The 23,635-nt window shown below is 72.9% G+C and carries 15 protein-coding genes; 3 read left to right on the top strand and 12 right to left on the bottom strand.

Going from position 1 to position 23,635, the window contains the following annotated elements:
* Nucleotides 1–852: aspartate aminotransferase family protein (locus VED21_RS31215; protein WP_324889496.1), on the bottom strand; the 852-nt coding region annotated here is incomplete at its 3' end.
* A gap of 34 nt (nt 853–886) precedes the next feature.
* The gene (locus VED21_RS31210) at nt 887–2,341 is read right to left on the bottom strand and encodes an NAD-dependent succinate-semialdehyde dehydrogenase (protein WP_324889494.1); all 1,455 of its coding nucleotides are present in this window, start codon (nt 2,339–2,341) and stop codon (nt 887–889) included.
* 173 nt (nt 2,342–2,514) lie between these two features.
* On the opposite strand from VED21_RS31210, the gene VED21_RS31205 reads away from it, so the two are divergent.
* On the top strand, nt 2,515–3,084 hold the full coding sequence (locus VED21_RS31205) for a cupin domain-containing protein (RefSeq protein WP_324889491.1): 570 nt from the start codon (nt 2,515–2,517) through the stop codon (nt 3,082–3,084).
* An 18-nt stretch (nt 3,085–3,102) separates the two neighbouring features.
* Here the strand turns inward: VED21_RS31205 and VED21_RS31200 are convergent, their stop codons facing one another.
* The 5 genes from VED21_RS31200 to VED21_RS31180 form a co-directional block, all read right to left on the bottom strand.
* Nucleotides 3,103–3,936 carry a PP2C family protein-serine/threonine phosphatase gene (locus tag VED21_RS31200; RefSeq protein ID WP_324889489.1) on the bottom strand — a complete coding sequence of 278 codons (834 nt, stop codon included), beginning with the start codon at nt 3,934–3,936 and terminating at the stop codon, nt 3,103–3,105.
* Between the two features lie 86 nt (nt 3,937–4,022).
* Nucleotides 4,023–8,168 (bottom strand): tetratricopeptide repeat protein, encoded by a 4,146-nt coding sequence (locus VED21_RS31195; RefSeq protein ID WP_324889487.1) that lies wholly within the window; start codon nt 8,166–8,168, stop codon nt 4,023–4,025.
* 35 nt (nt 8,169–8,203) lie between these two features.
* Nucleotides 8,204–10,474 (bottom strand): tetratricopeptide repeat protein, encoded by a 2,271-nt coding sequence (locus VED21_RS31190; RefSeq protein ID WP_324889485.1) that lies wholly within the window; start codon nt 10,472–10,474, stop codon nt 8,204–8,206.
* Between the two features lie 125 nt (nt 10,475–10,599).
* Nucleotides 10,600–12,804: a tetratricopeptide repeat protein gene (locus VED21_RS31185; protein WP_324889483.1), complete on the bottom strand. Its 2,205-nt coding sequence runs from the start codon at nt 12,802–12,804 to the stop codon at nt 10,600–10,602.
* A gap of 12 nt (nt 12,805–12,816) precedes the next feature.
* On the bottom strand, nt 12,817–13,242 hold the full coding sequence (locus VED21_RS31180; RefSeq protein ID WP_324889481.1) for a tetratricopeptide repeat protein: 426 nt from the start codon (nt 13,240–13,242) through the stop codon (nt 12,817–12,819).
* A gap of 186 nt (nt 13,243–13,428) precedes the next feature.
* Between VED21_RS31180 and VED21_RS31175 the strand changes: the two genes are divergently transcribed.
* On the top strand, nt 13,429–13,851 hold the full coding sequence (locus VED21_RS31175) for a flagellar basal body rod protein FlgC (RefSeq protein WP_324889479.1): 423 nt from the start codon (nt 13,429–13,431) through the stop codon (nt 13,849–13,851).
* A gap of 3 nt (nt 13,852–13,854) precedes the next feature.
* Here VED21_RS31175 and VED21_RS31170 read toward each other — a convergent pair whose 3' ends face one another.
* The 4 genes from VED21_RS31170 to VED21_RS31155 all read right to left on the bottom strand — a co-directional run bounded on the left by VED21_RS31170 (nt 13,855) and on the right by VED21_RS31155 (nt 17,839).
* Nucleotides 13,855–15,333 (bottom strand): heparin lyase I family protein, encoded by a 1,479-nt coding sequence (locus VED21_RS31170; RefSeq protein ID WP_324889477.1) that lies wholly within the window; start codon nt 15,331–15,333, stop codon nt 13,855–13,857.
* Between the two features lie 257 nt (nt 15,334–15,590).
* Nucleotides 15,591–15,803: a hypothetical protein gene (locus VED21_RS31165; RefSeq protein ID WP_324889475.1), complete on the bottom strand. Its 213-nt coding sequence runs from the start codon at nt 15,801–15,803 to the stop codon at nt 15,591–15,593.
* Between the two features lie 13 nt (nt 15,804–15,816).
* Entirely contained in the window at nt 15,817–16,299 is a 483-nt protein-coding gene (locus VED21_RS31160) for a hypothetical protein (RefSeq protein ID WP_324889473.1), read from the bottom strand.
* A 307-nt stretch (nt 16,300–16,606) separates the two neighbouring features.
* Entirely contained in the window at nt 16,607–17,839 is a 1,233-nt protein-coding gene (locus VED21_RS31155) for a tetratricopeptide repeat protein (protein ID WP_324889471.1), read from the bottom strand.
* Between the two features lie 366 nt (nt 17,840–18,205).
* Here VED21_RS31155 and VED21_RS31150 point away from each other — a divergent pair, with 366 nt between their 5' ends.
* Nucleotides 18,206–21,775 carry a tetratricopeptide repeat protein gene (locus VED21_RS31150; protein WP_324889469.1) on the top strand — a complete coding sequence of 1,190 codons (3,570 nt, stop codon included), beginning with the start codon at nt 18,206–18,208 and terminating at the stop codon, nt 21,773–21,775.
* Nucleotides 21,776–21,778: 3 nt separating this feature from the next.
* Here VED21_RS31150 and VED21_RS31145 read toward each other — a convergent pair.
* The coding region (locus VED21_RS31145; RefSeq protein ID WP_324889467.1) for a tetratricopeptide repeat protein at nt 21,779–23,635 on the bottom strand (1,857 nt) is incomplete at its 5' end.

Below are 23,635 nucleotides of genomic sequence, written 5' to 3'. Positions count from 1 at the left end.
GATCTCCGCCTTGCCGGTCAGCGCCGACAGGGGGAAGCCGCCGGCCAGGCTCTTGGCCATGGTCATCAGGTCGGGCACGACGCCGGAATGCTCGATGGCGAACATCTTGCCGGTGCGGGCGAAGCCGGTCTGGATCTCGTCCACCACCAGCAGGATGCCGTGCTGGTCGCACAGGGCGCGCAGCTTCTGGAGCAGTTCCGGCGGGGCGATGTTGAAGCCGCCCTCGCCCTGCACCGGCTCGATGAAGATGGCCGCCACGCGGGCGGGCTCGACGTCGCACTTGAACAGCGTGTCGAGCGCCTTGAGGCTGTCCTCGACCGTGATGCCGCGGTAGGCGTTGGGGAACGGCACGTGGTAGACGTCGCCTGGGAACGGGCCGAAGCCGGTCTTGTACGGCGCCACCTTGCCGGTCAGCGCCATGGCCATCATGGTGCGGCCGTGGAAGGCGCCGGAGAAGGCGACGACGGCCGGGCGCCCGGTGTGGGCGCGGGCGACCTTGACGGCGTTCTCCACGGCCTCGGCGCCGGTGGTGAAGAAGGCCGTCTTCTTCGGGTGGCTGCCGGGGGTGGCGGCGTTCAGCCGCTCCGCCAGCGCCACGAAGGATTCGTACGGCGTGACCATCACGCAGGTGTGCGTGAAGCTGTCGAGCTGCTTCTTCACCGCCTCGACCACCTTCGGGTGGCGGTGGCCGGTGTTGAGCACGGCGATGCCGCCGGCGAAGTCGATGAAGCGACGGCCCTCGACGTCCCACATCTCGGCGTTTTCCGCACGCTCGATGTAGACCGGCAGCATCGCCGAGATGCCGCGCGGCACGGCCGCGTCGCGCCGGGCGTGAAGCGACTGGTTCGACATGTCCCTGACCCTCCGTTCCTATGTCCCGCGCGCCTTACAGGCCCATGCACAGGTACTTGATCTCTAGGAAGTCCTCGATTCCGTACTTGGAACCTTCGCGGCCGATGCCGCTCTCCTTGATGCCGCCGAAGGGGGCGACTTCGTTGGAGATGATGCCCTCGTTGATGCCGACGATGCCGTATTCCAGCTTCTCGGCAACACGCCAGACGCGGCCGATGTCGCGGCTGAAGAAGTAGGCGGCGAGGCCGAATTCGGTGTCGTTGGCCATGCGGACCGCGTCCTCCTCCGTCTCGAAGCGGAAGAGGGGTGCGACGGGGCCGAAGATCTCCTCGCGCGCGACGCGCATGTCGGTGGTGACGCCGGTGACGATGGTGGGTTCGAAGAACAGCTCGCCCTTGGCGTGGCGCTTGCCGCCGGTGACGACCTTGGCGCCCTTCTCCAGCGCGTCGCCCAGCAGCTCCTCCACCTTGGCGACGGCCGCGGCGTTGATCATCGGGCCCTGCGTAACGCCGGCCTCCAGCCCGTTGCCGACGTTGATCGCCTGCACCGCCTTGGCCAGCTTCTCGGCGAACGCGTCGTAGACGCTTGCCTGCACCAGCAGGCGGTTGGCGCACACGCAGGTCTGGCCGGAGTTGCGGTACTTCGACGCCAGCGCGCCCTGAACGGCGGCGTCCAGGTCGGCGTCGTCGAAGACGATGAAGGGTGCGTTGCCGCCCAGTTCCAGCGACACCTTCTTCACCGTGTCGGCGCAGGCGCGCATCAGGATCTTGCCCACCTCGGTCGAGCCGGTGAAGGACAGCTTGCGCACGATCGGGTTCGACGTCAGCTCGTTGCCGATGGCGATGGGGTCGGAACCGGTGATGATATTGAACACCCCGGCCGGGATTCCCGCCCGCTCCGCCAGCACGGCCAGCGCCAGGGCGGACAGCGGCGTGTCCTCCGCCGGCTTGATCACCACGGGGCAGCCGGCGGCGAGCGCCGGCGCCACCTTGCGGGTGATCATGGCGTTGGGGAAGTTCCACGGCGTGATGGCGGCGACGACGCCGATCGGCTCCTTCAGGACGACGAGGCGCGTGCCGTGCTTGTGCGTCGGGATGACGTCGCCGTAGACGCGCTTGCCTTCCTCCGCGAACCACTCGATGAAGCTGGCGCCGTAGGCCACCTCGCCGCGCGCTTCGGTCAGCGGCTTGCCCTGTTCGGCGGTCATGAGGACGGCCAGATCCTCCTGATTCGCCATGATCAGCTCGTACCAGCGGCGCAGGATCGCGGCACGCTCCTTGGCGGTCTTGGAACGCCACGCCGGCCACGCCTCGTTGGCGGCGATGATGGCGGCGCGCGTCTCTTCCGCACCCAGGTCGGCGACGCGGCCCAGCTCGGCGCCGGTGGCCGGGTTGGTGACGGGGAAGCTGCGGCCGGAGTGCGCGCCGATCCACGCGCCGTTCACGTACGCCTTGCTCTGCAGGAGGCTCTGATCCTTCAACGCCAGCATGGGACCGCCCTGTGTCTTGGTTGTTTGCCGGGAACGCCGCGAGCGTACCGCTGTTTAATAAGTTAAACAACCCCCGTCGCGGTGTCGAGATTATGGTGACGGATTCCGGCCCATGCGGTATTGCTTATGGGCAAGGATACACGCCTCACGCGCACGGATCAGGAAACCGGCCCATGGATTTCGACGTTGGCGCGCGCCTGAAGCAGGTGCGCGAACTGCACGGCCTCTCGCAGCGCGCGCTGGCGCAGCGGGCCGGCGTGACCAACGGCACCATCTCGCTGATCGAGCAGAACCGGTGCAGCCCGTCCGTCTCCTCGCTGCGCAAGGTGCTGCAGGGCATCCCGATGACGCTGGCCGAGTTCTTCGCCACCGACGACCTGCCGCCGCGCGAGCAGATCTTCTACAAGGCCGGCGACCTGATCGAGCTGTCGTCGATGCTGGTGAAGGGCAAGGTGGGACAGGTGTCGTTCCGGCAGGTCGGCGACCTGCGCGGCCGCAACCTGCAGGTCCTGCACGAGCGCTACGCGCCGGGTGCGGACACCGGCCGCACCATGCTCCAGCACGAATCGGAGGAGGGCGGCATCGTCATCAAGGGCCGGATCGAGCTGACCGTGGGCGACCGCAAGGAGATCCTGGGTCCCGGCGACGCCTACCTGTTCGACAGCCGCACACCGCACCGCTTCCGCAACATCGACGACGAGGAGTGCGAGCTGATCAGCGCCTGCACCCCGCCGTACCTATGAGCCCTGCTCCGCCGCCCCCTACCCCACCGCGTCGAAACGGCTGAGCACCACGGTGATGTTGTCGTGCCCGCCGCGCTCGTTGGCCAGCGTGACGAGGTGGCGGCAGGCGGCGTCCAGGTCGCCGCGCCCGGTGTCGCGCAGGATGGCGGCGATGGCCGGATCCGGCAGCATGCCGGTCAGCCCGTCCGAACACAGCAGGTAGATGTCGTCCGCCCGCACGCCGTGCACGGACACGTCCGGTTCCACCTCCTGCGTGGTGCCAAGCGCGCGGACGATGATGTTGCGCTGCGGCGCCGGGCCCCGGCTGCCCTGGTCGAGCCAGACCTGATAGAGGCTGTGGTCGCGGGTGAGCTGCGCCAGTTCGCCGCCGCGCAGCCGGTACAGCCGGCTGTCGCCGGCGTGGAAGGCGACCAGCCGGTCGCTGCCGTCCAGGCGCCACGTGCCGACCACCGTGGTGCCCATGCCGCGGCCGTCGGGATAGCCGCGCTCGGCGTTGAGCACCGCAAGGCGGCGGTTCGCCACCTGAACGGCCGAGCGCACCGTCGCCACGGCGTTCTGCACCGCCGCCTCGATGCCGCCGTCGCCGGACAGGGTGAGGTCGGCGTCCGTCCCGGCCGCCGCGCCGCCGGCACCCCGGCCACCGGCCGGCACGAATTCCGCCAGGAAGTCGACGATGGTGTCGGTCGCCGTGCGGCTGGCGATGTCGCCGCCGGCATGCCCGCCCATCCCGTCGCACACCAGCGCCAGCCCGAGGTCCGGCTCGATCCCGAAGCTGTCCTCGTTGCGCGCGCGCATGCGGCCGACGTCGGTGAGGCCGGCCGTGATCATGGCGAGGGTGTCGGTCTGAGGCATGAGGAGCGAACCTCGGCGCAAGCGCGTGGACGCGCATAATGGCCCATGGCCGGGCAAAGATACAGCGTCTCTTAACCTTGGCGCGATCAACCCTGACGTGCGCACCACCGCCGCCACAGCGCACGCAGGACGCGTTCCACCTGCCGGGCCTTGCGGCGCGGGTCGAGGACGGTTGCCGCCAGCAGGCGGGGGCGCAGGTCCGCATGCAGCCGGGCGAGACGGTCTGGATCGGCGGCCAGCGCGGAGGCGATTCGCACGTAATCGCCGGCATCGGCGGCCACGAGATCGCCGCACCCCACGACCCGCAGCAGCGAGGCGGACCACCGGCTCATCATGTTCGTGCCCGGCAGGGTCACCACCGGCACGCCCATGTACAGCGCCTCGAACGTCGTGGTGGCGCCGCAGAAGGGAAACGGGTCCAGGCCGATGTCGACGCCGTGATAGAGGGCCAGATGCCGCGCGCTCTCCTGGCTGGCCGCCGGCAGGACGATGCGGGCGGGGTCGACGCCGTGCCGCTCCATGACGGCCAGCACGCGGCGGCGCAGCGCGGGCGCGCCGTACACCGCCTTGTACTTGAGGACGAGGCGCGACTCCGGAACCGCGTTCAGCACGCGGGCCCAGAGCGCCAGCACCGTGTCGTTCACCTTGGCCGGGTTGTTGAAGCTGCCGAAGGTCACCCGGCCGGACGCCAGCATCGGCGGCGGCGCCGGATCCGGCGCGCCGTCGATGGGCCGGTAGGCGAACAGCACCGGCAGCCGCACCGGCCGTTCGGTGAAGCGCTCCCCGCCGCCGCGCGGGGTCATCACCGCGTCGGTCAGGATGGCATCCATGGCCGGCAGACCGCTGGTGGCGCCGTCGTACAGGCTGACCTGCACCGGTGCGGCGCGGTGGGCGGCGATCAGCGGGCGGTTGGCGTCGAACCGGCCCGCCACGCAGACCAGCACGTCGACGCCGTCGGCGCGGATCAGGTCGGCGAGTCGCGCGTCGTCCAGCCCGGCGACCTCGCGCCAGCCGTCGGCGAGGCCGCGCAGGTGCATGGTGGTGGCGTCGGAACGGGCGAAGTCGGCGTAGCACACCACCTCGAACCGGGCGCGGTCGTGGGCGGCGAGGATGGGCTCCAGGTTGCGGGCCACGGGATGGGCGCGCAGGTCCGACGACAGATAGCCGATGCGCAGCCGCCGGCCGGGATCGCGCGGGTTGGCGTGCGGCCTTGCGGCGGGCGCGGGCACGTCCGCCAGCCGCCGGTGTTCGGCGAAGCGGGCGGCCTCGTCCAGCGACGGGTCGTAGAGCAGCGCCGCCAGCAGGCCGCGGTGGGCGGTGATGTTTCCCGGCTCCAGGCGATGGGCGCGGCGGTTGAGCGCCGTTCCGGCTTCCGGACGGCCGAGCACGCGCCGGAGGCTCGCCAGCATGCACCACGATTCGACGTGCGCGGGATCGAGCGCCAGGACGCGGTGGAACGCCGCCTCCGCCTCGTCCACCCGGCCGAGGTCGTAGAGGGCGGCGGCGTGGGCCAGCCGGGCGGCGTCGAGCGCCGGGTCGAGAAGCGCGGCGCGCCGCTGCAGCGGCACGTTCGGCGCCGGTCCGCCGACGGCCGCGCTGGATTGGCCGAGCGCATGCCAGGCCTCCGCCCGGTCCGGGGCGAATCCGAGCATCCGGCGGTAGGCCGCCACCGCGGCGGCGTCCCGGCCGGAGGCGTGCAGCAGCACGGCGAGGTTGGCGAGCGGCCGCGGATCGTCCGGCCGCAGGCGCACGGCGCGCCGGGTGGCGGCGATGGCGGCCTCCGCGTCGCCCTGCCGCCGGGCGGCAACCCCCAGCGCGTACTGCGCCTCCCCATCCGCCGGATCGAGAACCAGCGCCCGCCCGTACGCCACCCGCGCGCCGGCCGGGTCGCCGGCCGAAAGGCGCGTGGTGCCGGCGTGCAGCCACGCCGGGCCGGGACCGGGGTTGAGCGGACCGGCCGCCGTCCGCCCGGCGCACCAGCGCCGCCACATGGCGGCCAGGGCGCGCTGCAAGGCGCGGCTGTTGGAGACGGCGTCGGTGAGCGGTGAATGCCGCACCCGCTCCCGCAGGCCGGCGCGGACGTCGGCCAGCCATGCCAGATCGCCGGCGCAGCGCCGGGCCAGCGCGACGTACGCCTCCTCCGTCCCGGCGACGAAGTCGTCCAGCCCGGCAGCCCGCAGCATCGAGGTGCTCCACCGGCTGACCATCCGCTCCTGTGCCAGGGTGATGACCGGCACGCCCATCCACAGCGCCTCGAACGTCGTCGTCGAGCCGCTGAACGGGAACGGGTCGAGCGCCAGGTCGATGCCGCGGTAGAGCGCCAGATGCTCGGCCCGCGTCTGCATCGTGGTCAGCAGCGTCACCCGCCCCTCCAGGCCGCGCCGGGCGAAGGGCGCCAGCACCCGCGCGCGCAGCGCCGGGTCGGCGAAGGCGGCGTTGTACTTGAGAACGAGGCGGGAGCCCGGCACCGCCTCCAGCACCCGCGTCCAGAGGTCCAGCACGGCGCCGTTGACCTTGGTGGGGTTGTTGAAGCTGCCGAAGGTCAGGTGCCCGGCCGCCGGCGCGGGAAGCGGTCCGGGATCGGGCGCATCGTCCATCGGCCGGTGGATGTAGAAGTTCGGCAGGCGGAACACCCGCTCGGTAAACCGCTCGCGCGCCCGTGCCGGCACCAGCGTGCGATCGGCGACGAGATAGTCCATCACCGCCAGCCCGCTGGTGGCGACGTCGTGGTGGCTGACCTGAACCGGGGCGGGCTTGTGGGCGCACACCAGCGGCCGGTTGCGGTCGAATCGCCCGGCGAGGCTGACGAGAATGTCGATCCCGTCGGCGCGGATCATCTCGGCGACCTCCGCGTCGTCGAGCCCGGTGATGACGCGCCAGCCGTCGACCATGCCGCGCAGGCGCTCGCTGACGGCGTCGGGCAGTTCCAGATCGGCGTAGCAGGTGATGGAAAAGCGGCTGCGGTCGTGGTGCGCCAGGACCGGTTCCATGTTGCGCGCCACGGGATGGGAGCGCAGGTCGGACGACAGGATGCCGATGCGGATCCGGCGCCCCGGATCGGGCAGGTTGAGGTGCGGGCGGACGGCGGCGTAATGACGGCGGGCGCAGCGATCCTCCAGCCAGCGGTGCGCGGCGAAGCGGGCGTCCGCATCAAGCACCGGGTCGTAGACGATTCCGGCGGCGAAGGCACGGAAGGTCACCGGGTCGTCGGGCGCCAGGAGAACGGCACGCCGGCCCGCCGCGTTGGCGGCGGCGTGCTCGTCCAGGTCGCGCAGCACGCTGCCGAGGAAGCACAGCGCCTCCACCTGCGCCGGGTTGACGGCCAGCAGCCGCTCCAGCGCCGCACGCGCCGCGCCGAAGCGCGAAAGGTCATGCAGCGCCGCGGCGTGGCCGAGCCGGGCCGGTTCGAGCAGCGGCTTGAGCAGCGACGCGCGCCGCTGCACCGGCAGGGCCGGCACCGGGCCGCCGAAGGTGCCGATCGACAGGCCCATGGCGTGCGTCACCTCCGGCCAGCCCGGAACGAGCACCACGGCGCGGTGGAAGGCGTTCACCGCCTCCCGGTGACGGCGCAGGGTCTGCAGCAGCACGCCCAGGGTGGCCGGCAGCGCCTCGTCCTGCGGGCGCAACGGGATGGCGCGGCGCAGCGCCGCCACCGCGCCGTCGAGGTCGCCCAGGCGCTGGCGCGCGGTGGCGAGGCCCATCCACACCGCCGCGTGGCCATCGTCGAGGCGCGACGCCGCCTCGAACGCCGCCGCGGCCCCGGCCGCGTCGCCGGCCGCGAGGCGCAGTTCACCGAGGTTCAGGTGCGCCGCGGCCTGCGCCGGATCGCCGGCCACGGACTGCGCGAACGCCTCGGCCGCCTCCGCCGCCCGGCCAAGGCGGCGCAGCAGGACGCCCAGGTTGAAGAAGGCGTGCGGCGGACCGGCCTGCAGCGCGAGCGCGTGGCGGTAGGCGAAGACCGCCTCCGCCGGGCGGTCCAGCCTCTCCAGCACCATGGCGTGGTGCAGGTGCTGGTCCGGAACGTCGGGCGCCAGGACGGCGGCGGCGGCCATGCAGCGCGCGGCCACGTCGAAGCGGCCGACCTGGGCCGCCAGCATGCCCAGCAGGTAGCGCGCGCCGGCCTGCTCCGGATCCGCATCGATGATGCGGGTGTAGAGGATCTCCGCTTCCTGCAGGCGGCCGGACTGGTGGTGCTCCACGGCGGCGGCGAGCGCTTCGGCGATGGTGGCCATGGGGGGACGGGTCCGGGTTGGGGGCGGGCGGTTGCTTACGATTGCGTCGTTCGCGACGGGCGCGAGCGCTGGTCATCCTGCCACCACGCCAGGGTCGTGGCGAGACGGTCCACGACCGGCCGCCAATCCCCCGGTTGCCGCTGGCGAAAGAGCCGGAGCGAGGGGTACCAGGGGCTGTTGTCGCGCCCGTCGAACCAGTACCAGATCCGGCCCTGCCCGGCCGGCAGCAGCACCCAGGTCGGCACGCCCAGCCCACCCGCCATGTGCACGGTGGTGTTGCTGGTCGAGATCACGAGATCCAGTGCGGCGACCTGTGCCGCGAAGCCGTCCAGGTCGCGCATGGGGTCGATCTCCGCATCGGCGAGGACGGTGACGCCAAGCTCGCGGCGCACGGCCTCCAGATCCTCCCGGCAATCGCCGTACTGAAGATTGACGAAGGTGATGCCCGGCTGCGTCAGGAGCGGCGCCCAGGACAGCAGGTCCAGCGACTTGTTGCGCCCGAAGTCCGTGTTCTTGCTGCGCCAGGACACGCCGACCAGGAGATTGCCGGGGGCGTCCGCCCCGTAGCGATCCCGAATCCGCCGCCGCCGCATGCCGTCGGCCACGAGGTAGGACGCGCGGGACGGAAAGCGCGAGAAGTCCGGCCGCAGCCACCGCCCGATGCTGCCGAGCGGGCAGTGAACGTCGGCGGGGCGGGACAGGTCCGGCGGGTTCAGGGCCGGTGTGCGCGGAACGACCTCCACCGCGGGGAAGGAACGCTGCAGGATCGGCACCAGGCGGGGATCGCATTCCAGCGCGCAATCGACGCCGGCCTCGACCAGGTCGGGGATCATCCCGGCGTAGATCAACTCGTCTCCGACGCCCTGTTCGCCCCACAGCAGCAAGCGGCGGCCGGCGAGGTCGCCACCGTCCCAGCGCGGCTGCGGAAAGCCCCGCCGCGGCTGGTCGAACCCGGACGAGGACCACCGCCATTCGTAATTGGCGAAGCCTTCGGCCAGGATCCCGCGTTCCATTTGCAGGAGGCCCAGCAACCGGCGCACCTCGGCGTCCTCGGGCGCGATCCGCAGTGCCCGCCCGAAGCTGGCGAGCGCCACGTCCGCCGCACCGTACTGAAGGCAGACGCCGAGATTGGTCAGCGCCAGCGCGGAATCCGGCAGCAGCGCGATGGCCCGGCGGGCTGTCCGAACGGCCTTGTCCAGGTCGTCGCGCTCGCGGTTGAAGATCACGAGGTTGCTGAGGGCCGGCGCGCAATCCGGGGCCAGCGTCAGCGCCCGCGTGAAGGCGGCGACCGCCGCGTCGCCGGCACCGGCACCGGCTGCCCGCAAGGCCCGGCCCAGGTTGACATGGCTGCCGGCGTTGCCCGGCGCCAGGGCGACGGCGCGGTGGCCGGACCGCAGCGCGGCCTTGTCCTTGGCCGCGAGCCGGATGGCCGTCAGCGTGTCGTACGCCGCCGCCAGATCCGGCCGCTGCCGCAGCGCGCGGCGGCACGCGGCGACGGCCTCCGCCGTCCTGCCGGTCTGCTGCTGGAGCAGCTCCGCAAGCGCCACGAAGGCCTCGGCGTAGTCGGGCTGGAGCGCCAGGGCCATGCGGTAGGCCGTTTCCGCCCCCCGCGCGTTTCGCCCCGCCCCTTGCCCGGCCGCTTCCAGGCACGCGCGTGCGTTGCCGAGATTGTACCACGCCTCCGGAAAATCCGGCTTCGCGGCGAGGGCCTGCAGCACCGCCTCCTCCGCCGCCGAAGGCCGGCCGCGCGCGTGTTCGAGAATGCCCAGGTTGTAGGAGATGTCCGCCAGATCCGGCCGCAGCGCGGCGGCGTGGCGATAATGCCGCGCGCCCTTGTCCAGGTCGCCGCCGTGCTCGTGGATCTGGCCGAGGTGCACGTGCGCCTCCGCCAGGGACGGATCGAGCAGCACCGCCCTGACAAGGGGCGCCACAGCGTCCCGCCGTCGATTCCGCCCGTTCAGCAGTATGCCCAGGTCGGCCTGGACGCGCGGGAGATCCGGCGCGAGCGCCACGGCCTGGCCATAGTGTTCGATCGCCTCGTCCACGCGGCCGAGCAGGCGAAGCACGTTTCCGAGGTTGGTGTGGTAATCGGCAACCCCGGCGCGTGCGGCGATGGCCTTGGCGATCAGCTCCGCCGCCAGGGGCAGCCGCCCCGTCTGCGCCGCCAGCACGCCGTGCAGGTGCAGGGCGTCGGGCAGGTCGGGAACGGCCTCCAGGATGCGCCCGTACAGCGTCTCCGCTTCCATCACGCGACCTGCCTGATGGTGCTCCAGCGCGATCAGCAGAGCTTCTTGGGGGGTTGCCATGGGGTATGGAACGTGGCCGTGAGGGAAGGAACCACCCAAAGTGCGCGGCGCGTCGGAACCGCACGGGGCAGAGGCACGGCGAGGATAGCAGAGCCGTCCGCCGTCATGCAGCAATCGTCATAGGCCTACCGGGTGGCATGGTGCCGCTGGTGCGCGCACCAGTCGCGCCAGAGCGTGCGGTAGGCGTCCTCCACGCCGCGCGCGAAGGCCTTCGGCTCCGACAGCGGGGTGGTGCGCATGCGGGGGCGCAGGGTCCGGCGCAGCTCCACCAGACGCCCGGCGTTCGCGGCCATGGCCGCGGCGGCCTCCACATAGGCCTCGGGCGACTCCGTCACGCAATCGCCCAGCCCCACTATGCCCAGGATGCTCGCCCCATAGCGGTCGAGCACGCGGTCACCGGCCAGCGCCACCGTCGGCGCCCCCATCCACAGCGCCTGCGCCGTGGTGGTCACGCCACCGTAGGGGAAGGTGTCGAGGAAGACGTCGGCGTCGTTGAACGCGGCGTAGTGGTCCCACAGCGTCGCCGTCGGCGGCCGCGTCTCGATCCGCCCGGGCGGCAGCCCGTGCGCGTCGCACAGGATGCGGCGCAGCCGGCGCTCGCCCGCCGCGCTCATGTCGGCGGCCTTGACCAGAAGGCGCGAGCCCGGCACGCGGGCCAGCACCCGCGCCCACGCGTGCAGCGTCGCGTCGCGCACCTTGGAAAGCTGGTTCATGCTGCCGAAGGTGACGAAGCCGTTGCGCAGGACCGGCGGCTCGCCGGGCTCGGGCGTCGGCATCAGCGGGTCGAAGTGGTAGGCGATGGGAACGCGCACCAGCCGCTCGCGGAACGCCGCCTCGGTCCCCGGCGGCGCCAGCGTGGCGTCGACGACCAGGGCGTCCACGGCGGCCATGCCGGTGGTGGTCATGACGGGGAAGTGCACCTGCACCGGCGCGGGCCGCCGCGCCAACGCCAGCAGGCGCTGCCCGGCCGATGGGAAGCCGGCGCCGTCCACCAGCACGTCGATGCCGTCGGCGCGCACGAGTGCGGCCAGATCGTCGTTGGCGATCCCGTGCACCGGGTGGAACAGCGCCGCCGCCGCGCGGTAGCGGGCGGAGATCGGGTTGTCCTGGTGCGGCCCCAGCGCGTAGACGACGGCCTGCACCGCCGGCCCGTGGTTCTCGACCAGCGGCAGGCAGGTGTAGTCGTGCGTCAGCATGTTCTCGACCAGATAGCCGACGCGCAGCGGCCGGTCCGGGTCGGCGGCGCGGGCCGGTGCCGGCTCGGGTAGCGGGTCGGCCAGCGGGTCGGCGTAGCGGCGCGCCCAGTCCTCGACGCGGGCGCGGATGACGGCGGGCGGTGCGTCGGTCAGGTTCAGGCTGAGGATGGCGCCGGCGGCCGTGAGCGCATCGGGACGCAGCGCGGCCGATGCGGCGAACGCCGTGGTGGCGCGCACGGGATCGCCCGCCGCCCGAAAGACGCGGCCGAGGTCGAGCAGCAGCTCCGCGTCGCCGGGCCGCCACGCCGCCGCGCAGCGCAGGCAGGCCAGCGCCTCCTCCAGGCGCCCGAGGGCGCGCAGGAGGCGCCCGCGCGCGGCCCAGGCGTCGGCGTTCGCCGGCTCCAGCCGCAGCAGCCGGGCGAACGCGTCGGCGGCCTGCGCATCCCGTCCGCCGTCCCGCAGCACGGTGGCCAGCACCCGGACGGTGTCCGGATCGTCCGGCACGAGCGCCGCGGCCCGGGCCAGCGGCGCCGCCGCCCCGTCGGGGTCACCCATGCCGGAAAGCAGCAGGCCCAGGTTGTGCAGCGTCGCCGGCTGGTCGGGCCGCACGGCGAGCGAACGGCGGTAGGCGGCGACCGCGCCCGCAGCCTGCCCCGCCGATGCTAGTCCCCCGGCGTGGCGGGCCAGCGCCGCCGCGAGCCGCGGCGCCGCCTCCGCATGGCCGGGCTGGACGGCGAGCAGGCGGGCCAGCGCCCGCGCCGCGGCACCCGGATCGCCGGCCTCCATGAGGAGTTGCGCGGCGCCGAGCGCGCAGGCGTCCCGCTCCGGGCTCCGGTCGAAGGCGGCGAGGAAGGCGTCGGCCGCCTCCTCCCGCCGGCCCAGCGCCTGGAACACCTTCGCGAGGTTCTCGCGGTAGTCGGCGACACCGGGGCTGTGGGCGACGGCGGCGGCGATGCGGTCGACCGCCAGGTCGGGCCGGCCGGCCTGTGCCAGCAGCACGCCCAGCAGGTGCAGCGCGTCCGGCTGGTCGGGATCGGCCTCCAGGATGCGGCCGTACAGCACCTCGGCCTCGGCAAGACGGCCGGCCTGGTGGTGGTCGACGGCGGCGAGCAGCGCCTCCTGGATGGTGGCCATCGGGGGCTTTCGTCAGGCGGTGGCCGGCGCGCGGGCGAGCAGCGCCAGATGGGCGTGCGTCTCGGCGCGGCCGGGATCGAGCGCCACCGCACGGGCGACGGCGGCGCGGCCGGCGGCACCCTGCCCCAGCCGGCCCAGCACCACGCCCAGGCGGCTCCAGCAGCCGGCGAAGTCCGGCTTCAGCGCCAAGGCCCGCCGGTAGGCGCGCGCCGCAGCCTGGGGAAGCTCCGCGTCGTCGAGCACCCGGCCGAGGTCGGAGGGCAGCTCAGCCGCTTCCGGACGCAGCGACATGGCGCGGCCGATCAGCGCGACCGCCTGGTCGGCGCGGCCGGACTGCCCGGCCAGCACGCCCAACAGGTGCAGCGCGTCGGCGTTCCGCGGATCCTGGTCGAGGATGCGGGTGTAGAGTCGTTCCGCCTCCGCCACGCGCCCGGCCATGTGGTGCTCGAGCGCCAGCGTCAGGGAGTCCGCGGTGGTGGCCAGGGTGCTCCTCCCGTTCGGGTCGGCGAGCGTCCTTTGTGGACCAGAGCACCCTTTGTGGACCAGAGGACGGGCCTCGGCAAGCCGGGATGCGCGGGCGCGCCGAACGTGGTAGACTGTCTCCTTCGGATCGGAGGTCCGTCCATGGCTTCACCGCTCGACATCGCCGTCACCGGCCTCACCGCCCAGACCCGCCGCGTCGAGGCGTCGGCGTCCAACGTGGCCAACGTGCGCAGCCGCGGCGCCATGCCCGACGCCGCCGGCGCCGTGCCGGAGGGCAAGCCCGCCGCCTACCAGCCGGTCGGCGTGGCGCAGAGCGAACAGCGCCTGGGCGCGGACGCCGCCGGCACGCGGGCGACCTTCACGCCGATCACCCCCGCGTACCTGGCCGAATACGAACCGGAAGCCGATTACGCCGACGCCCAGGGCATGGTGGCGGCGCCCAACGTCGACCTTGCCCGCGAGGCGGTCAACCAGATCGCCGCCGGGCGCGCCTATGCCGCCAACATCGCGGTGACGCGCACCGCCGACGAGATGCAGAAGTCGCTGCTCGATTCGAAGGTGTGACCCTTACCCCGCCAGCACGATGATGTCGCCGGCATTCAGCGGCGGCACGCCGGTCAGGGTTACCAGATGCACCGCCGCCGTCGGGCCGCTGCCGTCGGCGTCGAACCATAGGGTCCCCGTGCGCGTATCGTAAACCAAGCGGTCGTCGGCGTCCGCCGCGCGGTCCAGCGCGAAGCGGCCGGTCAGCAGGGCGCCGGACGACAGGCCAAAGCCGCCGCCCAGGAGGGCGATGCGGTCCACCCCGGCTTCGAAATCGGTGACCGCATCCGCCCCGTCGCCCGGTGCGTCGAAGCGGAACAGGTCGGCGCCGGCCCCGCCCGCCAGCGTGTCGGCGCCCGATCCGCCGGCCAGCGTGTCGTTGCCCAGGTTGCCGGCCAGAAGGTCGTTCCCGGCGCCGCCGGCCAGCACGTCGTCGCCCTGGCCGCCGAAGGCGGTGTCCGCCCCCTCTCCCCCGTCCAGCGCGTCGCCGTCCATGTTGCCGTACAGGACGTCGTTGCCGGCGTGGCCGAAGAGGACGTCGGCACCCTGGCCGCCGAACAGCGTGTCGGCGCCGTCGCCGCCCAGCAGGTGGTCGGCCTGCTGGTTGCCGTACAGCGTGTCGTTCAGCGCCCCGCCGTCGAGGGTGTCGCGGCCGTCGAGCCCATACAGCACGTCGGCCGCGGCACCACCGGCCAGCGCGTCGTCGGCACCCGTGCCCGGCCCGTGCGGGGCCACCAGCGCGTAGCTGCCGTCCGGACCGGCGATGCGGATGTCGTCGAAGTAGATCGTGCGGGTGTCGGCGCCGGTGTCGGCCGGATTTTCCCACGGGAACTTGTAGATACCGACCTTGAAGTACGGCCCTTCCTGGTCGTTGAAGCAGTTGGCGGCGTTCGGCAGGTCGAGCACGAGGTGGCCGTCGCGCCACAGCTGCAGGCTGCCGGTGGCGTCGGTGTAGCCCCACTTGACCTTCCACACCCAGTCCGTCCACTTGCCGATGGCGGTGCGCACGTCGCCCAGGTCGTGGGTGACAACGCTGTCGTAGCGCTGGCCGGTGGCCGGCGTCATCGGATCGGCGTCGGCGCGGATGCGCACCACGAGGTGGTTCGTGCCGTCTTCCCACGGCAGGATCTTCATCGCCACCGCCGGGTTCTTCCACTCCTCGCCGGGATCGGGCCAGTCGTGGAACTGCATGATGATTTCCGGCGAGGAGTCCGCCTGCCAGTCGGCCGGCATGTAGACCTTGGTGCCGTACCAGTAGGTGTCGCCGATGCGGGCGCTCTGCCCGCCGGTGAAGGCCGGCGGCTGCATGCTGTCGGGCACCAGTTCGGTGCGGTAGGGGACGGGGCTGTTGTAGTGATCCAGGTGGAACTGGGCGGCGCGTTCGCCGGCGATGTCGACCACCGGGATGGCGTTGTTGCCGGAATGGTGGAAGCCCAGCGCCACCATGTCGGTGACGGTGTCGAAGGTCGCTTCGAACTGAAGACCGGGGCGTGTGAAGGCCATGCGCAGCGTCTCTCGGTCGTTGGGCCGACCGTCATCGCCGGGCCCGGATCACGCTGCCATATGAGGGAAGTCGCAGGCCGGACCAATGGAGGAAGGCGAGGTACGGCGGCCGAAGGCCGGCTGCCCCGGTGGTGAAGGCCACCGGGGAGCACGCGTCGCGTTCAGGGTACCGAGGGTGCGGCGGCCCGGCCCGTCGGGACCGGCCGGCCGACGATTCAGACGAGGTGGGTCGGACGAGGTGGGCCGGACGAGGTGGGTCAGACCAGGATGTTCAGGTTCTGGCCGCGCGTCTCGGTGATGTTGCCGCCAGCCGAGGGGGCGGGCGCGCCGCCCGTGCCGCCCGAGAGCAGCGCCGCGACGGCGCCCTGCTGCTGCGCGGAGTTGCCCAGCATCTTCATGCCGGTGTCCATCTGCGTCATGGACTGGCGCAGCGCAACCGCTGCCCCGGCCGTCGTGGATGTGACGTCCATGCGCCCTGCTCCTTCAGATGACCACGTTCACGCGCGGCGTGCTGCCGCCCGCGGGCGTGGCCGATGGTGTCGATACCGGCGCCGGGCCGGCCGTGGTCACCGGCGGCACCTTTGCCGGGAAGTCCGCTGCCGGGAAGTCCGCCCGACGGGCCGAAGCCCCGCCGGACGCGGCCGCAAGGCCGTCCGAAGCCGGGGATGCGGCGGATGCATCCGTCTTGCCGTCGGCGGCGCCGCCGACGACGACTTCCAGCTTCTTGCGCTTCTCTTCCTTGTTCTGGGCATCCTCGTAATGCTTGAGGGCCGTTTCGGAAGGAATCTGGTCGACGGTCTTCCCCGTCGCGGGATCACGGTACAGGAGAACCAGACGCGACGCATCCGCGTTGAACGAGAACGCGATCATCGGATAGCGCGCGATCAGCGGCGCCTCGCCCTCTTCCTTCGACGGAATCCGGGTGTCGGCCCGGTCCTCGGCGTCGCCGCCGTTGCGGGCCGTCATGACGGGCAGCATCCTCGGCGATGCCGCTATGGCCGATGCCACGTTCATGACCGACTCTTCGAGTCAAAGACAATCCCAACGCTACATTACGCCGACGCCTGTCGTTTGTAAAGGCTTCGTTCATGCAACCGCATGTGCGCCGTACGGCCGTTGCCGCGCGACGGGACAAGCGTACGTCGAACATGCCGATCGTCCGAGTCCCGAACGGCATCAGCGCCTGGCGTTGATTTGGCGGACTCTTCGGCTGGACTGAACCGGACCTTTCGCATTGCTTCGAACGGCGGGAATATCCCGAGGAGGATTCTCGCTACGCGGCGGGACGGCGCGCGGTGACGACGAAGCCGGCGACCGGCGACTGCCCTTCCTGCCGCAGCGTTTCCACCGCCATCCCGCGCAGTTCGAGCCCCGCGTCGGCCAGCGTGCGGCGCACGTAATCCTCGGCGTGGGTGTAGCGGCCGTGCGGGTTGACGCGATAATCACCGGCGCCCTCCAGCCGCTCGACCGTGAAGGCCAGCAGGCCGCCGGGCCGCAGCGCCTGCGTCGCGGCGGCCAGAACGGTGTCGAGCGCGCCGAAATAGCACAGCACGTCCGCCGCGACGATCACGTCGAACGCCTCCGGCCGACCGGCGAGGAAGGCGCCGAGTTCGACCTCGCACAGTTCGTCGTACAGTCCCCGCCCGTAGGCGCGCGACAGCATGCCGGACGACAGGTCGACGCCGACCAGACGGCGTGCCAGCGGGCGCAGCAGCGGCCCGCACAGCCCGGTGCCGCAGCCGGCATCGAGGATGGTGGCGCCGCGCGCCACCCCCTCCGCCCGCACGGCGGCCGCCAGCAATTCCGGCGCGCGGTAGCCGAGGCCGGCCAACGTCTGTTCGAACGCCGGGGCGAACAGGTCGAAGGTCTGGCGGACGAACCCGTCGGACGCGCGCGCGTCCGCCGCCTTTCCGGCCAGCGCCGCGCCGAGGTGGGCGGCCAGCGGGTTGTCCGGGTGGTCGCGCAGCCATTCGTCGGCATAGCGGGCGGCGGTCTCGGCGGCACCATCGCCGTGCATCAGGTACAGCGCGCGGCCGAGGTTCTCGTGCGCCAGCTGCGACCGCGGGTCGAGGCGCAGCGCGCGGCGGTAGGCGACCACCGCCGTTTCCTGCTCGCCGCCGTTGGAGCGGCCGTTTCCGTAGTTGTTGTAGGCGTCGAGGAATTCGGGGGCGAGCGCCACGGCGCGCTGCAGGTAACGGGCGCTGGCGTCGAGGTCGCCGACCAGCTTCAGCGTCGAGCCGATGTTGTAATAGACGCGCGCATCCGGAAGGCCGTCCGCCAGCACCTGCCGGAACGTCGCCAGCGCCTCGTCGACGCGGCCCAGCTCGATCAGCACGTTGCCCAGGTTGTTCAGCGCTTCCGGGAACGGCGAGCGCGCCTCGATCGCCTTGCGGAACGACGCTTCCGCCTCCAGCAGGCGGCCCTGCCCTGCCAGGAAGGTGCCCTGCTCGAAGTGGACGTCGGCGGGCGGGATCGAGCGGCCAAGCCGCAGGGACGTGCCGGTCACGGATCGCATCCTCAGGTCGAAGTACGGTGTGCGCAGCAGACTACACGCCACCGGCCGCCGTCAACGGGGCAGAGCGCGGCCGCGCCGCCGCCCGCAGGCAACGTCCGATAAAGCGGTATGCCGACGGTACAGGCGGCGCCCTTAACGCCACGTTAACCATATTCATGAGACAACAGGGGCACGCAAGGCTCACCGACTGGTTCTCGGCATTGCGTTTTCCTCCCTGTAAACTTGGGCCGCCTCGTGCGGCCCGTTTGTTTTTGGTCTTCCCGCCTTTTCGTCTTCATCCGGCTTGCGCGGACCGGCGCGGTCATGCTGCCATGCCCCGGCGCGATGATGCCCGGACGACGCCGTGAGCCAGACGAGATGAGCCAGAAGACCCGCGACCGCGGCGGCCCGCCGAACCCCGCCGGCACCCGTCTGTCGGACGCGGTGGCGCACCATCAGGCCGGCCGCCTCCACGACGCCGAGGCCGGGTACCGCGCCGTGCTCCAGGCGCAGCCGCGCAACGCCGACGCGCTGCACCTGCTGGGCGTGCTGGCGCTGCAGGTCGGCCAGCCGATCGCCGCGGTGGAGCTGATCGGCCGCGCCATCCAGAACGCCGGCACCGTCGCCGACTACCACGACAATTTCGGCAGCGCGCTCGCCGCGGCCGGCCGGCACCAGGAGGCCGTGGAGGCGCACGGCCGGGCGGTGCGGCTGAAGCCGGACTTCGCGCAGGCGCGCTTCAACCTGGGCAACGCGCTCCAGGCGCTGGGCGACGCCGGGCGGGCGACCGGCGCCTTTCTGGGGGCGCTGGCGCTGCGGCCGGACTATGCCAAGGCCTGGTACAACCTCGGCAACGCCTTGCGCGCGACCGGCCATGCGGGCAGCGCCGTCACGGCGCTCGACCGCGCGGTGGCGCTGGCTCCCGGAATGGTCGAGGCGCACACCAACCTGGGCGACGCGCTGGCCGTGCTCGGCCGGCTCGACGCCGCGGTGGCGCAGCACCGCGCGGCGGTGGCGTTGCGCCCGGACGATGCCACGGCGTGGTACAACCTCGGCGCGGCGCTTCAGCAGAACAACGCCTACGAGGAGGCGGAGATCGCCTACCGCGAGGCGTTGCGCCGCGCCCCGGGGCACGTCGGCGCGCTGAACAACCTGGGCAGCGTGCTCAAGCGCCTCGGCCGGCCCGAGCAGGCGGAGACATGCCACCGGCAGGCGCTCGACCTGCGGCCCGACTTCACGGAGGCGCTGTACAACCTCGGCAACGCGCTGGCGGCCCAGGGCAAGGTCAAGGAGGCGCAGGGCTGCTACGAGGAGGCGCTGGCGCGCACCCCCGATCTGGCCACCGCCAGCCACAACCTCGCCCTGCTGGCCCTGCGGCACGGCGACCTGGAGCGCGGCTGGCACGGCTATGACCGGCGCTTCGCCGCGCACGAGGCGCTGCCCGACCGCCACATCGCCGCCCCGCCATGGCAGGGCAAGCCGCTGGGCGGCGGTACGCTGCTGATCTGGCGCGAGCAGGGGGTCGGCGACGAGATCCTGTTCGCCTCCTGCTACGCCGACGCCATCGCGCAGGCCGGCGGGCCGGTGGTGATCGAGGCGGACCCGCGGCTCGTGCCGCTGCTGGCGCGTTCCTTCCCCGCCGCCACCGTGCGCGCGGAAAGCTGCGACGCCGACGGGCGCGAGACGATCGAGCCGCCGCACTGCGCGGCGCAGGTCCCGGCGGGAAGCCTGCCGCGCTTTCTGCGGCCGGAGCTGCGCCGTTTTCCGCCCCGTGCGTCGTGGCTGGTGGCGGATGCGGAGCGGGTGCGGGCGTGGCGGGAGCGGGTGGCGGCGCTGGGCCCGGGGCTGGTGGTGGGGATCGGCTGGCGCAGCGGGCTGATGACGCGGGAGCGCGCGGGGGCGTACACGCGGCTGGAGGCGTGGGGTCCGGTGCTGGCGGTGCCGGGGGTGCGCTTCGTGAACCTGCAGTACGACGAGTGCGCGGCGGAGATCGCCGACGCCGAGGCGCGCTTTGGGGTGCGCATCCACCGCTGGGCGGACCTGGACCTGAAGAACGACCTGGAGGGGGCGGCGGCGCTGGTGGCCAACCTCGACCTGGTGATCTCGCCGGCGATGTCGGCGGGCGAGCTGGCGGGGGCGCTGGGGGTGCCGGTGTGGCGCTTCGGGGCGGTGGACTGGACGCAGCTGGGAACGGCGGCGCGGCCGTGGTTCCCGGCGATGCGGCTGTTCCAGCCCCGCGCCGGCGAGACGCTGGATGACGTGCTCGTCCGCATCGCCCTGGCGTTGCGCCGGCTGGCGCCGCCGGCCGTAGCGGCGGCCCCGGCTCTGGCCCCGGCCTCGGCAGCGACAGCGATCGACCCCGCGCGGGTGGAGGCACTGGTCGGCGAGGCCGTGGCGCTGCACCGGGCCGGGCGCCTGCAGGAGGCCGAGGTGCGCTACCATCAGGCACTCCGCGAACAGGCGGACCACGCCGATGCGCTGCACCTGCTGGGCCTCCTTTACCACCAAGCCGGGCTGCACACCGACGCGCTGGAATGGATCGGCAAGGCGCTGGCCGTCGACCGGCGTTTCCCCCAGGCCTTCAACCACCTCGGGCTCGTGCATCAGGCGCTCGGCAAGGACGGGCCGGCGCAGGCGTGCTTCGAACGCGCGGTGGCGCTCAAGCCGGACTTCGCCGACGCGCTGACCCACCAGGGCCTGCTGGTCCAGCGCACCGCACGCATCGACGAGGCGGAGCGCTGGCACCGCCGCGCCGTCCGCCTTGATCCCGAGAACGCGGCGGCGCACGCCAATCTCGGCTACGTGCAGGAACTGCGCGGCGGATGCGAGCGGGCGCTGGAACACTACCGCCGCGCCGCCGCGCTGCGCCCCGCCCTGCCCGACGCGCACAACAACATCGGCACCATGGAACGCGCGCTGGGCCGCACCGCGCTGGGCGAGCGCCCGTTCGAGCGTGCGGTGCGCATCGATCCGGGCTTCGCGCTGGCCGCCTGGAACATCGGGCTGCTGCGGCTGGCGCAGGGCGACCTGGAGGCGGGCTGGGCCGGGTATGACCGGCGTTTCCAGGCCCGCCAGCTCCAGAAGCCGCGGCGCATCCCGCTGCCCGCCTGGCAAGGCGACGACCTCGCCGGCCGCCGGCTGCTGGTGTGGTGCGAGCAGGGGCTGGGCGACGAGATCCTGTTCGCCTCCTGCTACGAGGACCTGGCCGGGCGCGGTGGCCGCATCGTTTTCGAATGCGACCGCCGGCTGGTGACGCTGTTCGCCCGCGCCTTCCCATGGGCGGACGTGCGCGCGGAAACGGTCGATGCCGAGCGCAACGAAACGATGGCCCAGCCGGACGCCGATCTGCAGGTGCCGGCCGGCACCCTTGCCCGCCTCATGCGGCGGACGCTCGGCGCCTTCCCCGCCCGGACCGCCTTCCTGCGGGCGGACGCCGCGCGGCAAAAGCTTTGGCGCGAGCGGCTGGACGCGCTCGGCCCCGGCCTCAAGGTCGGCATCGGCTGGCGCAGCCAGATCGTCACTGCGCAGCGGGAAGCCGCCTACACGCGACTGGAGGCGTGGAGCCCGGTGCTGGCGGTGCCGGGGGTGCGCTTCGTGAACCTGCAGTACGACGAGTGCGCGGCGGAGATCGCGGCGGCGGAGGCGCGGTTCGGCGTGACCATCCACCGCTGGCCGGACCTGGACTTGAAGGACGATCTGGAGGGGGTGGCCGCACTGATCGCCAACCTCGACCTGGTGATCGTCCCGGCCACGGCGTCGGGCGAGTTGGCGGGCGCGCTCGGCACGCCCGTGTGGCGCCTGGGGGGGCCGGACTGGACGTGGCTGGGCGCGGGGGCGCGGCCATGGTTCCCCAGCATGCGCCCGGTTCAGCCGCGCCCCGGCGAAACGCTCGCCGACACCTTGGGCCATGTGGCGCGGGAGCTTCGCCGGACCGCCAAAACGCCGTAAGCGCTACAAGGCGCGCAGGGCGCGGGCGATGCGGGCCAGCACCAACTCCAGCGTTTCCCCCGGCCGCGGCGCGAACAGGCGCATGGCGGGGAACCAGGGGCGCGCTCCCGCGCCCAGCTGCGTCCAGTCGGCCGCGCCGAACCGCCACGTCGGCGTGCCCAGCGCCGCCGCCAGTTCGCCCACCGAGGTGGCCGGCGATACGACGAGATCGAGGCCGGCCATCAGCGCGGCGGTGCCGTCGATGTCGTTCTTGAGGTCGAGGTCCGGCCAGCGGTGGATGGTCACGCCGAACCGCGCCTCGGCGTCGGCGATCTCCGCCGCGCACTCGTCGTACTGCAGGTTCACGAAGCGCACGCCGGGCACCGCGAAGACCGGACCCCAATCCGACAGCCGCGTGTAGGCGCCCTGGCGTTCGGCGGTCATCAGGCCGCTGCGCCAACAGATCCCCACCGCCAGCCCCGGCCCCAGCGCGTCCAGCCGGTCCCGCCAGAACCGGCTGCAGGCCGGATCCGCCGCCAGATACGCCGGCCGCGCGGGAAAGGCGCCGAGCGCGGGGCGCAGCCAGCGCGGCAGCGAACCGATCGGCGCGTGCACGTCCACGGCCGGCGGGTCGCCATCGCCGGCGGGCCGAACCTCGACGGACGGGAACGACCGCGCGAACAGCGGCACCAGACGGGAGTCGGACTCGACGATCACCCGCCCGGCGCGCGCCGCGAGGTCGGACAGGCAGGAGGCGAACAGCACCTCGTCGCCGATGCCCTGCTCGCGCCACACCAGGATGCGCCGGCCGGACAGATCCTCACCCCGCCAGGGCCGTGCCGGCACACGCCGGACGGCGCCGGCGAAGGCACGGTCGCGGAAACGGTGGTCGTAGCCCGCCCAGCCGGCGGCAAGGCCGCCGCGCGCCAGCGCCAACAGGCCCAGGTTGAATTGCGCGCCCGGATGGTCGGGATCGAGCGCCAGGGCACGCCGGCCCCAGGACTCCGCCTCCGCCGTCCGGTCGGCTTCGCGCAGCAGGCGGACGAGGTTGCCGAGCGCGTCGGCCACGTCCGGCGCCAGCGCCAGCGCCTCCCGATAGCGGGCCAGCGCCTCGGCCGGGCGGGCGAGCTGGCGCAGCGCCACGCCGAGGTTGAGCCGCGCCGTCGCCAGCGTGGGTGTGCGCGCCAGCGCGGCACGGTGGGCGCGTTCCGCCTCCGCCGGGCGGCCCAGGCGCAGCAGCACGGCGCCGAGGTTGTCGTGCGCTTCGGCAAGAGCCGGGTCGGCGGCGACGGCCCGGCGCTGCCAGCGCTCCGCCGCCTCCAGGCCGTGCTGCGCCTCCAGCGCGTTGCCGAGGTTGGTCATTGCCGCGGCTTTGCCGGGCTCCAGCGCCAGCGCGCGGACGAAGCAGCCCGCCGCGTCGCCCGGCCGCTTCAACGCCAGGAGTGCGCCGCCGAGGCTGAGATGCGCAGCGGTGTACGCCGGCAGTTCGGCCAGCGCCGCAGCGATGCGCATCACCGCGGCGTCGTGGTCACCGGTCTGGTGCGCCAGCAATCCCCACAGGTGAAGCGCCACCGGATCGTTGGGACGCAGGTCCAGCACGCGGGCATAGAGCGGGGCCGCGGCGGCAAGTTCGCCCCGCTGATGGTGCCCGGCGGCCTCCTCCAGCAGGACGTCGGGATCGGGAGCCGGTTCGGGGGCCGAATGGGGCGATGGAGCTGACGCCAGCCGGCGCAACGCCAGGGCGATGCGGACGAGCACCTCGTCCAGCGTCTCGCCGGCGCGGGGCTGGAACAGCCGCATCGCCGGGAACCACGGCCGCGCCGCCGTTCCCAGCTGCGTCCAGTCCACCGCCCCGAAGCGCCACACCGGCACCCCCAGCGC

The organism is Azospirillum sp. (genome assembly GCF_035627195.1).
Taxonomy (GTDB): domain Bacteria; phylum Pseudomonadota; class Alphaproteobacteria; order Azospirillales; family Azospirillaceae; genus Azospirillum.
Note: the sequence above shows the minus strand (reverse complement) of the source record. Positions and strands in the feature narration are given on the sequence as shown.